Annotated in this window: 13 protein-coding genes; 3 read left to right on the top strand and 10 right to left on the bottom strand. The window is 62.4% G+C overall.

The features are described 5' to 3' along the window. The first annotated feature begins 6 nt into the window (after positions 1 to 6). Positions 7 to 825: an inositol monophosphatase family protein gene (locus tag AC6H34_RS22525; protein ID WP_497540277.1), complete on the top strand. Its 819-nt coding sequence runs from the start codon at positions 7 to 9 to the stop codon at positions 823 to 825. Between the two features lie 42 nt (positions 826 to 867). Here the strand turns inward: AC6H34_RS22525 and AC6H34_RS22520 are convergent, their stop codons facing one another. Further along, the gene (locus AC6H34_RS22520) at positions 868 to 1,701 is read right to left on the bottom strand and encodes a helix-turn-helix transcriptional regulator (RefSeq protein WP_448147190.1); all 834 of its coding nucleotides are present in this window, start codon (positions 1,699 to 1,701) and stop codon (positions 868 to 870) included. 132 nt (positions 1,702 to 1,833) lie between these two features. On the opposite strand from AC6H34_RS22520, the gene AC6H34_RS22515 reads away from it, so the two are divergent. Next, the gene (locus AC6H34_RS22515) at positions 1,834 to 2,949 is read left to right on the top strand and encodes an aminotransferase class I/II-fold pyridoxal phosphate-dependent enzyme (RefSeq protein WP_497540276.1); all 1,116 of its coding nucleotides are present in this window, start codon (positions 1,834 to 1,836) and stop codon (positions 2,947 to 2,949) included. Between the two features lie 343 nt (positions 2,950 to 3,292). Then, a complete protein-coding gene (gene gltA, locus AC6H34_RS22510; protein ID WP_448147188.1) occupies positions 3,293 to 4,588 on the top strand; it encodes a citrate synthase in 1,296 nt (431 codons plus the stop codon). Positions 4,589 to 4,652: 64 nt separating this feature from the next. Here the strand turns inward: gltA and lpxB are convergent, their stop codons facing one another. The 9 genes from lpxB to AC6H34_RS22465 all read right to left on the bottom strand — a co-directional run bounded on the left by lpxB (position 4,653) and on the right by AC6H34_RS22465 (position 14,840). Continuing rightward, on the bottom strand, positions 4,653 to 5,813 hold the full coding sequence (gene lpxB, locus AC6H34_RS22505) for a lipid-A-disaccharide synthase (RefSeq protein WP_497540275.1): 1,161 nt from the start codon (positions 5,811 to 5,813) through the stop codon (positions 4,653 to 4,655). Further along, a complete protein-coding gene (locus tag AC6H34_RS22500) occupies positions 5,810 to 6,694 on the bottom strand; it encodes an LpxI family protein (RefSeq protein ID WP_497540274.1) in 885 nt (294 codons plus the stop codon). Before AC6H34_RS22500 ends, lpxB begins: the two co-directional genes overlap by 4 nt. After that, positions 6,691 to 7,512, bottom strand: coding sequence for an acyl-ACP--UDP-N-acetylglucosamine O-acyltransferase (lpxA, locus tag AC6H34_RS22495; RefSeq protein WP_448147185.1), 822 nt, complete (start codon positions 7,510 to 7,512; stop codon positions 6,691 to 6,693). Before lpxA ends, AC6H34_RS22500 begins: the two co-directional genes overlap by 4 nt. Then, the gene (gene fabZ, locus AC6H34_RS22490) at positions 7,509 to 7,973 is read right to left on the bottom strand and encodes a 3-hydroxyacyl-ACP dehydratase FabZ (RefSeq protein ID WP_448147184.1); all 465 of its coding nucleotides are present in this window, start codon (positions 7,971 to 7,973) and stop codon (positions 7,509 to 7,511) included. The genes lpxA and fabZ overlap by 4 nt, the downstream gene beginning before the upstream one ends. 84 nt (positions 7,974 to 8,057) lie before the next feature. Next, complete coding sequence (gene lpxD, locus AC6H34_RS22485) at positions 8,058 to 9,122, bottom strand: UDP-3-O-(3-hydroxymyristoyl)glucosamine N-acyltransferase (RefSeq protein WP_448147183.1); 1,065 nt, start codon at positions 9,120 to 9,122, stop codon at positions 8,058 to 8,060. Positions 9,123 to 9,492: 370 nt separating this feature from the next. Further along, on the bottom strand, positions 9,493 to 11,754 hold the full coding sequence (bamA, locus tag AC6H34_RS22480; RefSeq protein ID WP_497540273.1) for an outer membrane protein assembly factor BamA: 2,262 nt from the start codon (positions 11,752 to 11,754) through the stop codon (positions 9,493 to 9,495). A gap of 173 nt (positions 11,755 to 11,927) precedes the next feature. Next, positions 11,928 to 13,052 (bottom strand): M50 family metallopeptidase, encoded by a 1,125-nt coding sequence (locus tag AC6H34_RS22475; protein WP_497540272.1) that lies wholly within the window; start codon positions 13,050 to 13,052, stop codon positions 11,928 to 11,930. A 60-nt stretch (positions 13,053 to 13,112) separates the two neighbouring features. After that, a complete protein-coding gene (locus AC6H34_RS22470; protein WP_497540271.1) occupies positions 13,113 to 13,988 on the bottom strand; it encodes a phosphatidate cytidylyltransferase in 876 nt (291 codons plus the stop codon). 84 nt (positions 13,989 to 14,072) lie between these two features. Then, positions 14,073 to 14,840 (bottom strand): isoprenyl transferase, encoded by a 768-nt coding sequence (locus AC6H34_RS22465; protein WP_448147178.1) that lies wholly within the window; start codon positions 14,838 to 14,840, stop codon positions 14,073 to 14,075. Positions 14,841 to 14,955: the final 115 nt, after the last annotated feature.

Below are 14,955 nucleotides of genomic sequence, written 5' to 3'. Positions count from 1 at the left end.
TCCGACTTGCCTATCCCTTCGAGCGTCTCGCGGGGCGATCTGCAGGACTACGCGGCCTTCGCCAATCGCCTTGCCGACGCCAGCCGCGCGATCATCCATCGCCACGCGGGGCCGGGCCGCGCGCCGGATGCTCGCTCCTTCGACCTCAAGGCGGATGCAAGTCCGGTGACGGCGATCGACCGGGAGATCGAGCGTGAACTTCGCCGCGTCATCGCGCGCGATCATCCGCGGCATGGCGTTCTGGGCGAGGAATTCGAGCCGACGGGCCTCGACCGCGACCTCGTCTGGGTCATCGATCCCATCGACGGCACCAAGCCCTTCATCGGCGGCATCCCCGTCTATGGGACGCTGATCGCCCTGACCTGGCGTGGGACGCCGGTGCTGGGCGTAATCGAGCAGCCCTATACCAATGAGCGCTGGCTGGGAGTCGATGGCCTGGGGACAACCTTCAACGGTGTAGCCGTTGCAAGCAGCAAGGGTCTCGCACTCGAGCGGAGCGTCCTCTTCACCGGCAATCCCGAGCCTTTCCAGGGAGCCGAGCGCGCCGCCTTCGACCGCCTGCGCAAACGCGTGAATTTCTGCGTCTATGGCGCCAACTGCTACGGCTATGGCAGCATTGCGAACGGACAGATGCATATCGGCATCGAGACGGGACACGACCCCTTCGATTTCTGCGCACTCGTTCCGGTCATCGCCAACGCCGGCGGCCGCATCACCGACTGGGAAGGAAGGCCCCTCACCATCCACTCGGGCAAGCGCTATGTCGCGACGGGAGATCCCGCCCACCACGATCAAGTGCTCCGCATCCTGAACGACATGGGCTGAGCAGGCTTTCGAAAGCAGGTGAGCCAGGAGCCATTCGCGAACTCAGCTCTCTTCCATCCGTGCCCGCACATGATCGATGAAGAGCGAGAGAAGTTCGGCCTGTGTCGAAATTCCCAGCTTCTCATAGGCATTCTTGCGGTGGCTCTTCACGGTCGTGCGGGAAATGTCGAGGTTGGCGGCGACCGAATCTGAGGAATGCCCACGCAGGACCATCACCATGACCTCGCGCTCGCGGCCGGTGAGCCTCCCCTCTCCGAAACTGCGGAACGCCTCCTCGGCAAGTGCCGTGCGGGCCGAATTGTCGAGCACGATCCTGGTCTTGATGCGCTGCCAATGCTGCCTGAAGGCGACGTCGATGAAAGGCAGCATCTCCTGGAGCCTGGCGATCATGCCGTCGCTGAATCCGCCGCCATGCTTTGCCCTGTAGAGTCCGATCTCGGTGGTTTCGCCAGCGTCCAGCGGCACCGCGATATCCACCTCTTCAAGACCGCGCGGCCAGTCCCTGGTGAGGTAGCCTATCTCCTCCTGTTCGGCGACGATGACCTCGTAGGACTTGTAGACATCGCTCGACAGATACCGGTCTGGCGCAAGTTCCCCGACGCGATAGACCCCCGAGGCGAGGCCGTGCAGGTGGCGCTGGAAAAAGGGGTTCAGGATGTAGGTCTGCGCCAGATATTGCCGAAGCCCCTTGCGGGCGGCTTCCTCCCTGAAATCGTCATGGACATGTAATGGCAGGCCATGCCCGCGATAGATCACGATTGCGATCAGATCGAACGGGACAGAACTACGTATCCAATTCGTGAAGAGATGGAAGAATTCCGGCGTACCGACCGCCTCTATGATGTTGGCAAGCTGCTTGTATTCGGCGGGGGGCATGGTCGACTTCGAATGCTCCTATCGAGGTGTCCGGCGAACTCCCCCCTTGGGAGGATGGCCCGTCCGGGCAATTGTCACTACCCCTGAAGCCGTGAATGCGGCGGCCTCGCTGCAGGGTTGGAGACGGTCGCCATGAACTATGCAAGGATGGTCATCGAAAAGGAAGCACCTGAGGAATACGGTTACGACCGCATCCGCTTCAACCTCTCGGAAAGTTCGATTGCCGATCAGCGATTGTCGGATATTGGATTTTCTCTTCCGGACGCCACCCTCTTCTACGGCGAGCATCGCGGCGACAGCGAATTGCGTCACCTGGTCGCTGCCCAGGCTTCCGGCCTGTCCGCGGATCAGGTTCTGATCACGGCAGGTGCTGCCGGGGCGCTCTTCATCATCGCGACGAGCCTCCTCTCCGAGCGCGACCATCTGATCGTGGTGCGTCCCAACTACGCCACCAATATTGAGACGCCTCGGGCGATAGGGTGCCAGATCAGCTATATCGACCTCGATTTCGACAGCGGCTTCCTGATCGATATCGAGGCGGTCTCGCAGGCCCTGAGACCGAATACCCGCTATATCAGTGTCACCTGCCCCCATAATCCGACCGGTACGATGATGAGTGGCGCGGATCTGGACGCCCTCGTTGCCCTGGCCGAACGTCATGGCTGCTATCTGCTGGTCGACGAGACCTACCGGGATCTGAGCTACGGCGCGCAGCTTCCGGTCGCCGCGAGCCTCAGTCCGCACGCGATCAGCGTAAGTTCCCTTTCGAAGGCATACGGCATCCCAGGCATCCGCATCGGCTGGCTGGTTACACGGGATGCCTCGCTCTACGAGCGCTTTCTGGCAGCCAAGGAACAGATCGGCATCTGCGGCAGCGTGATCGATGAACTCGTCGCTCGCCGGATGCTGGAACATCGCACCGGCTTCCTGGAGAAGGTCCTCCCGGATATGAGCCACCGCCGCGACATCGTACAGGCCTGGATCGACAGGGAGCCGCTGGCCGAGTGGGTTCGCCCTCAAGGCGGCGTGGTCGGCTTTGCCCGGCTTGCCGTCGACTCGAATTTCGACCTCGACCTGTTCCATCGTCGCCTTCTCGACGAGCAGGGAACTTATGTCGGTCCCGGTCATTGGTTCGAAATGTCGAAGCGCTATTTCAGGATCGGCTACGGCTGGCCGACGGAAGAGGAACTCATCGGCGGCCTCCAGGGAGTTTCCACGCTCTTGCGAGAAGCCAACGCAGGCCGGTGACCCGATACCCCGAAACGGCCTCGCCCCTCGCGAAAGGCGCTTGCCGCCACCTCCCGATCGTGAGCATCCGCCCACAAAGAGAGCGAATGTCGCCCCGCCGGAGTGAAGGCCGACGCCATTTTCGCCCGTGATGCGAAAGCATTCATCGGCGCAACCCGTCAATCATCCTACCTATCGCAAATGGCGAAGTGAACCCTCGGTTTGGTCCGCAGTCATTCTTGCGGCGTTGCAGCAAATGGTCTACCCAACGTGAACGGATGAACGGATACGCTGGCCCTCCACGGGGCAGTGCCCACCCCGGGCTCATGCGTGACGCGCTGATTTTCCGTACAAGGAGGATTGCATGACCGGTAATACGGCGACTCTGACTATTGACGACAAGACGATCGAGTTGCCGACCAAGGCCGGCTCCGTCGGTCCGGCGGTTGTCGATATTGCCTCACTTTATAAGCATACGGGTATGTTTACTTACGATCCGGGCTTCACCTCGACGGCGAGCTGTGAATCCCAGATCACCTACATTGACGGCGACGAGGGCGTCCTGCTCTATCGCGGCTATCCGATTGAACAACTCGCCGAGCATGGCGACTTTCTCGAGACCTGCTACCTGCTGCTGTACGGCGAATTGCCGACCATGGCCCAGAAGGCCGATTTCGATTATCGCGTCACGCGCCATACCATGGTGCACGAGCAGATGGCCCGCTTCTTCCAGGGCTTCCGTCGCGACGCGCATCCGATGGCTGTCATGGTCGCTTCCGTCGGCGCCCTCTCCGCCTTCTATCACGACTCCACCGACATCTCCGATCCACACCAGCGCATGATTTCGTCGATGCGCCTGATCGCGAAGATGCCGACGCTGGCGGCGATGGCCTACAAATATTCCATCGGCCAGCCTTTCGTGTATCCGCAGAACAGCCTGGATTATCCCTCGAACTTCCTGCGGATGTGCTTCTCGGTACCGTGCGAGGAATACAAGCCCAATCCGATCCTGGCGCGGGCGCTCGATCGCATCTTCATCCTTCATGCCGACCACGAGCAGAACGCTTCGACCTCGACGGTGCGCCTCGCTGGTTCGTCGGGTGCCAACCCATTTGCCTGCATCGCTGCCGGCATCGCCTGCCTGTGGGGACCCGCCCATGGCGGTGCCAACGAAGCGGCTCTCAAGATGCTGCAGGAAATCGGCACGGTCGACCGCATCCCGCAGTATATCGCCAAGGCCAAGGACAAGAACGACCCGTTCCGCCTGATGGGTTTCGGGCATCGCGTCTACAAGAACTACGATCCCCGCGCCAAGATCATGCAGCGCACCACCCACGAGGTGCTGAACGAACTCGGCCACAAGGACGATCCGCTTCTCGAGGTGGCTCTCGAACTTGAACGCATCGCCCTGCACGACGAATACTTCGTCGAGAAGAAGCTTTATCCGAACATCGATTTCTATTCGGGCATCACCCTCAAGGCGATGGGCTTCCCCACCTCGATGTTCACCGTGCTGTTTGCGCTCGCACGTACCGTGGGCTGGATCGCGCAGTGGAAGGAAATGATCGAAGACCCTTCCCAGAAGATCGGCCGCCCGCGTCAGCTCTACACCGGTGCAACGCGCCGCGACTACATCTCCCCGGCCCAGCGCCGCGGTTGAACGAAGGGGCCGGTCCCGCGACCGGCCCCTTTTTTGTTGCGCCGCGTTTCGATGCCGGCGGATATCAGCGCCGTATGGTCTCCAATACAATGCGCGCCGCGCGTTGCGAGGGCGTCTCGCCCACGACCTGCATGCGCCGGTCGATTTCGTCGAAAGCCTGCATCTGTCCTGCCCGCTCCGGCGTCTCGCCCAGCAGCGGCGTGAGGATGGCAGCCAGGTTTTCCGGCGTCACCTCTTCCTGGAAGAGTTCCGGCACGGCCCTGCGGCCGACAATGAGGTTCGGCAGCAGGAAGAAGGGCGCCTTTACCAGACGACGGGCGAGAAAGGCCTCCCAGGCCGGGAAACGGTAGGCCCCGATCATCGGAATCTGCGAGAGCGCCAGTTCCAGCGTCACCGTGCCGGAAGCAGCCAGCGCCCCGCGGGCGCGGCGGAACGCGGCAAACTTCTCTGCCTCGTCCGACACAATCCGGGGCTTGTGCGGCCAGGACGCCGTCGCCTCCGTCAGATGAGCGGCATGGCGCGGCACGGTAGGCAGGACGGTGTCCAAGGGACCGATCGCCGTTGCCAGGCGCTGCAGCGTCGCGCCGAAAATATCAGTAAGCCGCGCGACTTCACCGGAGCGGCTGCCCGGCAGGACGAGAATGAGCGGCCTTTCGCCATCCCTCGCCGCCTGTTCCTCCCGATTGGGTCGAAGCTCGGCAAGGCGCTCGATCAGGGGATGGCCCACATAGGTGCAAGGCGGCCCGTCGAGCCGCTTGTAAGCCTCCGGTTCGAAGGGCAGCAAGGCCAGGACATGGTCCACATAGGCCTTCATCTTCCTGGCACGTCCCGGCCTCCACGCCCAGACACTGGGCGAGACATAGTTGACGACGGGCAGGCTCGGTAACCGCTTGCGCACGCGCTTGGCGACGGCATGCGTGAAATCCGGGCTGTCGATGATGACGAGCACGTCAGGCGGCTCCGCGACGATATGATCGATCGCCGTCCAGGCCCGGGACCGGATCGTCGGGTAGCGCCGGATGACGTCGCCGAAGCCCATCACGGCGATGTCATCCAATGGAAACAAGCTTTCCATGCCCTCGCGACTCATGGCCGGCCCCGCCACGCCCGTAAAGCGGACGGGCCCCTGGACCGCAGTACGCAAGGCCTGGATGAGCTTGAACCCGAGTTGGTCGCCGGAGTGTTCGCCGATGACGAGGGCGATATGAAGCGGGCGCTCCGTCATGGCGCGACACCTATGATGTAGAGCCCGGCCGCATCCGCGGCGCGAATGGTCATTTCCCGCTCCACCACCAGAACGCTCCCGGCCTCGATTGCAATGCCGCCTAGTCCGGCTTCGCGGGCAAGACGCACCGTGCGCGGACCAATGGCCGGCAGGTCGACACGAAAGTCCTGGCCAGGCTTCGCGGCCTTGACGAGCACGCCGCCTGTCTGCTCCGCAATTGCCGGCCTGCCATGCCGCAATAGCCGTCCGATCAAACCCTTGCGGCGCAGGCCGGTCACGCGGCGGATCATGTTGTCGGTCCCCTCGGCAGCTTCGACTGCCAATATGCGGTGCTGGGCGACGATCAGACCCTGACCGATATCGCTCAAGCCCATCGCAGCCAGGGCCCTCCGTCCGGAGGCAATGTCCTGTGTGTCGGCCTCCGTGGGCGCGTGTCGACCCAGAAGGCCCTCCTGCACCATCAGCCGCGGCGCCACGTCCCGCACGCCGAGCACCGGAAAGCCGTTATCTTCAAGGAAGGCAATGATGCCGCGAAGGAGATTGTCATCGCCGCCCTGCACCACCTTGCGGATCTCTTCGCGGTTGCGCACCGCCTCATAGCCAGCCATCACCAATCCGATGCCTGGTCGATGAACGGTGCCCGCCATGATTACTGCTCGCGCATCGAGATCCGCGAGCGCCGCGAGCACGCCATTGGGGTCGAGCATGCCGACCGGGCGCTGCCGGAAGGCGGAAAAATCCGCATTCGCCACGCCCTTGATGGGCAGGATGGCCACGTCTTCCTGGCGTTCCGCCACCTCGGCCGCAATCTCCGCCGGCAAGCGGCCCGCCCCAGCGATGATCGCCAGAGGGCCCGCGCCGACGGCCGTGGCTGCGCTCACGCGTCGACGCCCGCGAGGTCACGCGGGGTCACCAGGGCGCGGTCGCCCCCGGTACGCACGAAATCGACGATCTGCATCACGGCCGGATGGTCGGCGAACTCCTCGGCTACCTTCTCGACCCGCTCCTTGAGCGTGCCCTCGGGCGCGAACAAGGCACGATAGGCATGGCGCAGCGCGTGAATCTGGTTGCGGTCGAAACCGCGGCGCTTGAGGCCCACGATGTTGAGACCCGCCAAGCTGGCACGATTGCCAAGCGCCATGCCGAAGGGAATCACATCGTTCTCGACGCCGGCAATACCCCCGATAAAGGCATGGGCGCCGATGCGGGAGAACTGATGGACCGCGGCGCCGCCGCTTATGATGACATAGTCTCCCACCTGGACGTGACCGGCCAGCATGACGTTGTTGGAGAAGATGACATAGTCGCCGATCTTGCAGTCATGGGCGACGTGGCTCTGCGCAAGGAACCAGCAGTGATCGCCGGTACGAGTGAGCAAGCCCCCTCCCGTCGTGCCGGGATGCATGGTGACGCCTTCGCGGATGACACAATCGGCACCGATGACGAGTTGGGAGACTTCGCCGCGATACTTCAGATCCTGCGGCGGATAGCCGAGAGCGGCGAAGGAATAGACCTGCGTGCGTGGACCGATGGTGGTATGGCCGGTCACGACGACATGCGCATGCAGGACCACGCCTTCGCCGAGCACGACGTTCTCGCCCACGATACAATAGGGTCCGATTGAAACGCCCGCGCCGATGTCGGCGCCGGCTGCGATGATCGCCGTCGGGTGGATGGCCGGAGCTGACGTCTGCGTCATTCCATCACCACCATGGCCGAGATCGTCGCCTCGGCAACGATCACGCCGTCCACCTTGGCCTCACCCTTGTACCACCACATGTTGCGGCGATTCTTGATTTTGGTCATGTGCAAGCGCACCTGGTCACCCGGCGTCACGGGCTTGCGGAAGCGGCACTCGTCGATCGTCATGAAGTAGACGACCTTGGGCCGGGCATTGCCCATGGCGTTGAGAACGCAGATCGCGCCGGCGGTCTGGGCCATCGCCTCGATCACCAGCACGCCCGGCATCACGGGCTGCTCCGGAAAATGGCCGGTAAAATGTGGCTCGTTGACAGTGACGTTCTTGATGCCGATCGCCGAATTGTCGTGGTCGATCTCAATGATGCGGTCGACCAGCAGGAACGGATAGCGATGCGGCAGCAAGGTCATCAGCTTGCCGATGTCGACGGATTCGAGCGTCGCGGGCTTTGTCTCAGTCATAACAGTCTCGTCTTCTGAATTGGCTTGCCCGAGGACAAGGCCCTTTCGTTGTTTGTCGCTGCCTTATGGGCTACGGAGCGCGGATCAGCCTTCCTTCTTGGTGTCAGTCCGTCCCCGTGTTTCCTTGACCAGGCGCTTCAGCACCGCCAGTTCGCGGGCAAAATCGCCTAGGGGCTGAGCGGGCGTGCCCGCCATGCGGGCGCCGGGCGGGACGTCGTCCTTCACATTGGCCGCGCCTGCGATCTGAGCGCCCATGCCGATGCGAATATGGCCGACGGTCGCCGAAGCCCCACCCATCACCACGAAGTCCTCCAGCACGGTCGAACCGGAAATACCCACCTTCGCAACCAGCACGCAATGCCGGCCAACCATCACGTTGTGCCCAATCTGCACTTGGTTATCGATCTTGGTGCCCTCGCCGATAATGGTGTCCCTGTTGGCACCACGATCGATCGTCGTGCCGGCGCCGATCTCGACGTCGTCCTGGATCACCACCCGCCCGACCTGGGGTACTTTCAGATGCCCGCGCGGTCCCATCGAAAAGCCGAAACCGTCCTGTCCGAGACAAGCTCCCGGATGGATGATGACCCGATTGCCGACGAGCGAATGCTGGATGACGGCGTTCGCGCTGATGGAGCAGTCGCGGCCGATCCGAACATCCGGCCCGATGACGGCGTTGGCACCGACGATCGTCCCGGCACCGATCTCTGCCCGGGGGCCAATGACGGCGCCTGGATCGACGGTGACCCCGATCTCCAGCCGCGCTTCGGGATGGACCACGGCACCGGGAGAAATTCCCTTTGCGCCGAAAAAGGACTGAGGGCGCGCAGCCTCCGGAAACAGTGCGATGCCAACCTGGGCGAAGGCACGATACGGCTCGCGGGCCACCAGAAGTGGAGCGTTCTTTGGGGCCCGGTCGAGGAATTTCGGCGAAATGAGGATCAGCGCAGCCTTGGACGAGGCCAACATCGGCAGATAGTGCGGATTCTCGAGGAAGCTGAGATCCCCCTCACCCGCCTGGTCGAGCGGCGCTACGCGCTCCACCGCGATATCCGGCGACACGCCCTCGATCGGCTCCGCACCGGTGAGGCGGGTGATGTCCGCCACCAAAAGCCGGCCCCGCGCCCGAAAGAAAACCGGATCAGTCATCATATCCACGCTGCAATCAGCCTCAGGAAGACACTTGTGATCCCAAGGATCCACCAGGAATCACGAAACACGTCGAAACTAACAGTCGAAGCAAAACAGCGTTGCCGCCCGAACGCGTCATGCTCCAGGAAACCAGCACCGGACGCAGAGCGCGCCTTCAGCTGATCGGTTCTTACGATTACACCCGCCGATTTGCAAAAGCGTTACCGGCGAGGCGACAGAACCTGCCCATACACCAGTCCGCCCAGCAGAACAAAACACCGAATATTTCAGAACCTTGCGCCACGCTGCGGAGACAGCCGGTGCCATAAGCACAAAAAACCGGCCGGTTCCAATGGAACCGGCCGGCGTGCCTCGATCAGGCGGACCATCAATAGTTGACGATCGTGCCGAAATGGAAGGCCTGGGTATCGTCATGCTTGGCCTTGGTCAGGACGTAAGCATAGTCGAAGCGCAGCGGGCCGATCGGAGAAGCCCAAAGCAAGCTGGCGCCGATGGACGAGCGGATCTGGTGGCTGTCGACCAGATCGAACTGGCGCACGCCACTGCCCGCGCCGCCGCCGGAGTTACAGTTGCCGGTGTTGCCACCGCCCGGGATCGCCACGCAAGCCTGGCTGTACTTCGTGCCGCCATATCCGAACACGGTACCGGCATCGGCGAAGATCGCGCCACGCAGGCCGACTTCACGCGGCAGGCCGAAGATCGGGAACTGCAGTTCCAGCGTGCCGCCGACATAGGTCGTGCCGCCAAGGCCGTTGCCCTTGCCGCCGCCGGCGAGGTCACGGGCGCCGATACCGCCGGGCGCAAAGCCGCGCACCAGATCCGGACCCGGATTGAACTGGTCGACGATCGCCAGCTTCTCGCCGCCGAAGCCGACCATGTAGCCGCCCTGGGCACGGGCCATCAGGGTCAGGTCGTCGGTCAGCGGATAATAGTAGCGGCTGTCGACCGAGGACTTCACATATTTGGCGTCACCGCCGAGACCGGCGATATCCTGCTTGAACTGAGCGTAGATACCTTCGCTGGGCTGCTTCAGATCATCCAGGGAGTTGTAGGTCAGCGTGTAGCCAACCTGGGAAACGATACGGTTATGGCCCGCCAGTTCCTTGATGGCGCGCGAAGCTTCGCCGTTCAGGTAGTTGTTGTCGTTGTACTGCGAAGGAATGGTGACCTTTTCGCTGTAGAGCGTGTAGTTCACGCCGACAGTGAAGTTCTCGGTGATCGGGAAGGCGGCACGGATCGTACCGCCGGTCGTCTGATCCTTGTAGTATTGGTAATCGCTATCGTCGGTCGTCTTCGAGAAGAGGTCGAAGCCGGCGGCGATACGCTGACCCATGAAGTAGGGCTCAGTGAACGACAGGCCATAGCCCTGCGTGCGCTGGCCATACTGGACCGACGCCTTCACATACTGGCCGCGACCGAGGAAGTTGCGCTCGGTGAGCGAGACTTCGCCGAGGAAGCCGTCGGAGGTGGAGTAGCCGCCGCCCACGGAGAACTCGCCGGTCGACTGGTCGACGACCTCGACATTGACCACCACGCGGTCAGGCTCGGAGCCCGGCGTGTTGGTGATGCGCACGCTCTGGAAATAACCGAGGTTGCGCAGGCGACGGGCCGCTCGGTCGATCATCGCCTGGTTGTAGGGGTCGCCTTCACCGATATCGAACTCGCGCCGGATGACGTAGTCACGCGTACGGGTGTTGCCGGAGATGTTGATGCGCTCGATGTAAACCTTGGCGCCTTCCTCGACGACATAGTTCACGCCGATGGTATCGCCGGCGTCATCGCGGACCGCGCGCGGACGAACCAGCGCGAAAGGATGTCCCGAACCAGCGAGCTGGATCGTCATGTCCTCAACGGTCCTGTCCACGTCCTCGCCGCGATAGGTCCAGTTGTTCCAGGAGTGAACGTTGTGCTGGAGTTCATCGGGATTGACGTCGGAGATGGTGGACTCGACCTGCGAAGGGCCAAACTTGTAATATTTGCCCTCGTCCATCGTGATGGTGATGATGTAGCCGTCCTGCTTCTCATTGAGAGAGGGTACGACGGAGAGAACGCGGAAGTCCGGGTAGCCGTGGTTCACGTAGAACACGCGCAGGCGATCCTCGTCCGCTGCCAGACGATCCGGATCATAGGTGTCCGTGGTGCGCAGCCATCCGAGATAGCCCGATTCCACGGTCACCATCTGACGCTTCAGGCGCCAGTCGGAGTAATTGTTGTTGCCGACGAACCTGATCTCGTCGATGCCGACCTTGACGCCTTCAGCCACTGTGAAGACGAGGTCGACGCGGTTGTTCGGCAGAGGAACTTCGCGGTAGGAGATCTGGACCGTGGAGCGACCGGCCCGGTTATAGGCCTCCTTCATCCGATCGATATCGGCGTTCAGGGTCGCCTGGTTCACCGGATTGCCGGGCTTCGACTCCATGATGGAGGAAAGCTGGTCCGACGTGACCTTCTTGTTCTTCTCGAAGACGATGCGGTTGATGATCGGCGCCGAGCGCGCCGCAACCTGCTTCCTAGGCGCCGCTTCGGCCGACCCAACCAGCGGAGAGGCCACAAACGCACCGAACAACGACGGAACCGCGACAGCCGCGAGGGCAACGCCCAGCTTCAACTTGTACATTGCTGTTGCCATCGGGTCTTAATCCCACTCTTTTTACCAAACCAATTTGAGTTCCCATGCAAAGCCGTCAGGCCCGCATTGAGCTCATTGGAAATGCTTCTACAGGGTTTCCGGACGCATGCAAACCGACCGGGAAGAGGCTGGCGTCCTTTTTTGGGAGACCGTTGCGAATCCGCCACGCCCGTTCAGCCGCCATAGATTTGTCGTGACAGATCATGGCCCAATACCAAAACCGTAATTGTAATTATCAACATGAGGCCGATGCCAAACGAAAGCTCCTGAGCACGCGCGCCGAGCGGACGGCCCCTGATGGCTTCGATGGTGTAAAAGACCAGATGGCCGCCATCGAGAACCGGTATCGGGAGGAGATTGATGAAGCCTACCGAGACCGACAGGCTTGCCGTCAACAGTATGAGTCCCATGAGGCCCATGGTCTCACTGATGGTCTTCGAAGCCACTGCAATGCCGACAATGCCGGCGACCTGGCTGGGGTCTCCACGGCCCACGACCAGCTCATAGATAAAATTCACTGATGCGCCAATGGTTTGCGTGGTCGCGAGCGTCCCGGTCCACAAGGCCGTCAGTGGGTCCAGCCGGGCCATGCCGCCGGGGCCGATGCCGATCCTGCCCTGGGTGACCGGCTTGCCGTCGGGGCCCGTGACGGTGGTGACTTTCGGCACCACGCTCACGTCGAAGGTCTCAGAACCACGTTCGATCGTAAGCTTCACGGGCTTGTCGGCCGACCCGGCGATCAGCCCGGGAAGCTGGTCGAACACGGTGACCTTGGTGCCGTTGACTTCGACGATCCGGTCCCCCCTCTGCAGGCCGGCCTTGGCAGCCGCTCCATCGACGCTCATGGGGCCGATCACGGCATCATTATTTGGGTAACCATAAATCGAGAATGCGGCTGCGAAGACGAAAACGGCGAGGATGAAATTGGCCAGCGGCCCGGCTGCGACGATGGCGATGCGCTGCCAGACCGGCTTGTGGAACAGGCTCACCGCCCGCTCCTCCGGCGTCATCAGCTGGTTGCGCTCCACGTCCGGCATGGAGGCGGCGTTGGCGTCGCCGAAAAAGCGGACATACCCACCCAGCGGTATGGCCGCCACGCGCCAATGCGTGCCGTGCTTGTCGTCGAATCCGAACAGCTCGGGACCGAAGCCGATCGAGAAGGTCACCACCTTCACGCCACACCAGCGCCCGACCAGGAAGTGCCCGAGCTCATGGAAGAAGATCAGGATGGAAATGATCACGACGAACGGCACGAAGCCGAGCGCGCCCATGCCAAGACTGTCGAGAACACCCATCATCCCGTAACCCTCAAGTATCGCCAGCTGGCGATACCCCTTTCCCAAGATCCGGTTCGCTTCCTACCAGGCCACGAACCCCGATGCCGGATGCATGCCGGCGTGAACCAATCCAATAAGCAGCGCTGCCAGGGCAGCCGCCACGAAGCCGTCGAGCCTGTCCATCGCACCGCCGTGCCCCGGAATAAGATGACTGGCATCTTTGGCATCAAAGCGGCGCTTCAGGGCGGATTCAAGGAGATCACCGCCCTGCGAGACCGCCGCCAGCAGGGCCCCGACCAGAACCACGGCAAAGGAGCCGGCGACAAGTCCGGCTGCCGCCGCGCCGAACACCACGCCGCCGATGAAGCCGGACCACGTCTTCTTGGGGCTGATGCTGGGGCACAGTTTCGGTCCGCCAAGGGTGCGTCCCGTGAAATAGGCCATGATGTCCGAACCCCAGACGATGGCGAACAGCACGAAGATGGCAAGCATGCCATGGGACTCGTCCTGCCGCAGCGACGTCACCGGAAGTACGACACAGGCGGCGTAGGGCAATGCCGCCGCCGTCAAAAGCGGCTGCGGGCGCGGCCTTGCAATGGCGACCGCCCCGAGGACGATCGCTCCGCCTGCGACAATAAGCAGCGAGGAGATGCCATGACCTTCATGGGCCATGGCCGTGGCGAGGATCAGGAAGGCCGAGGCCGCAATGACGGTCGGCCAGTCCTTCGCCCCTGCCCTGATCAGGAACAGCCACTCGCACAGAACAGCGATGGCCGCCAGCAGCCAGAACACGACGAATGAGAGACCGCCAAGCCAGTTGGTACCGAGCGCCAGCCCGGCCATCACGACTGCGGAAGCAATACGGACGGTGAGATCTGACCAGTTGGCCTTGCGCGCACTCGACATCTCAGGACCTGCAGGCGATTGGGGCGTGACGTCCAGTCTGCCGCATTTCATATCCGTTCCGATGACGCCCGAAGACAGGCCGCGCACTGCCGGGCACTCCCCCGGCAACCTCGTTTCGCAGCCCCCGCACCAAATCTAGCCCGATGTCGCTTGTCGAGAGGGCGTGGCAGCTGACACGCTGCCAAAACGGCGATCGCGCGACTTGTATTCCGCGAGGGCCGCTTCGAGAGCGCTCCGGTCGAAATCCGGCCAGAGCAAGGGCAGGAAGACGAATTCGGCGTAGGCCGACTGCCAGAGCAGAAAATTGGAAATGCGCTGCTCGCCGGATGTCCGGATCACCAGGTCTGGATCTGGTATCCCGACAGTGTGAAGCTTGCCGGCGAAGACTTCCGGTGTGATTTCCTCGGGCTTCAGCGTGCCCGCCGCGACCATCTCGGCAAGACGCCGCGCCGCCGCCGCGATCTCCTGGCGGCCGCCATAGTTGAAGGCCACGACCAGGGTCAGCCCTGTATTGGAAGCCGTGAGATTCTCCGCCTCGGCCAGCAGGTCGGCCAGCTCCCCTTCCAGCTCAGAGCGCTCGCCGATGATGAGGACGCGGACGTTGCTGGCATGAAGCTCGGCCAGGTCATTGCGGACGAAGCGCTTCACCAGACCCATGAGATAGTCGACCTCGGTACGAGGACGCGACCAGTTTTCGGAAGAGAAGGAATAGAGTGTGAGGTACCGGATGCCCAGATCCGATGCGGCGCGAACCGTACGCCGCAACGCCTCGACACCTCGGCGATGCCCCTCGAAACGAGGCATCAGGCGCTTGGATGCCCAGCGACCGTTCCCGTCCATGATGATGGCGACATGTGTCGGCGGCGCCACATTCGCTTCCTCGATCAGATCCCTGCCAAACATAAGTGCCTCGAAGCCTCATCCGCCCTATATTGGCACGAATTCTATCGAACGATCATCCGGGGGACAGTGGATATTTAGTGTCAAAATGGCTAGAGGAATAGTCCTTGCGGGAAGG

Source organism: Labrys sp. ALF-8, from assembly GCF_059699065.1.
This window is presented reverse-complemented; position numbering and strand designations above follow the sequence as displayed.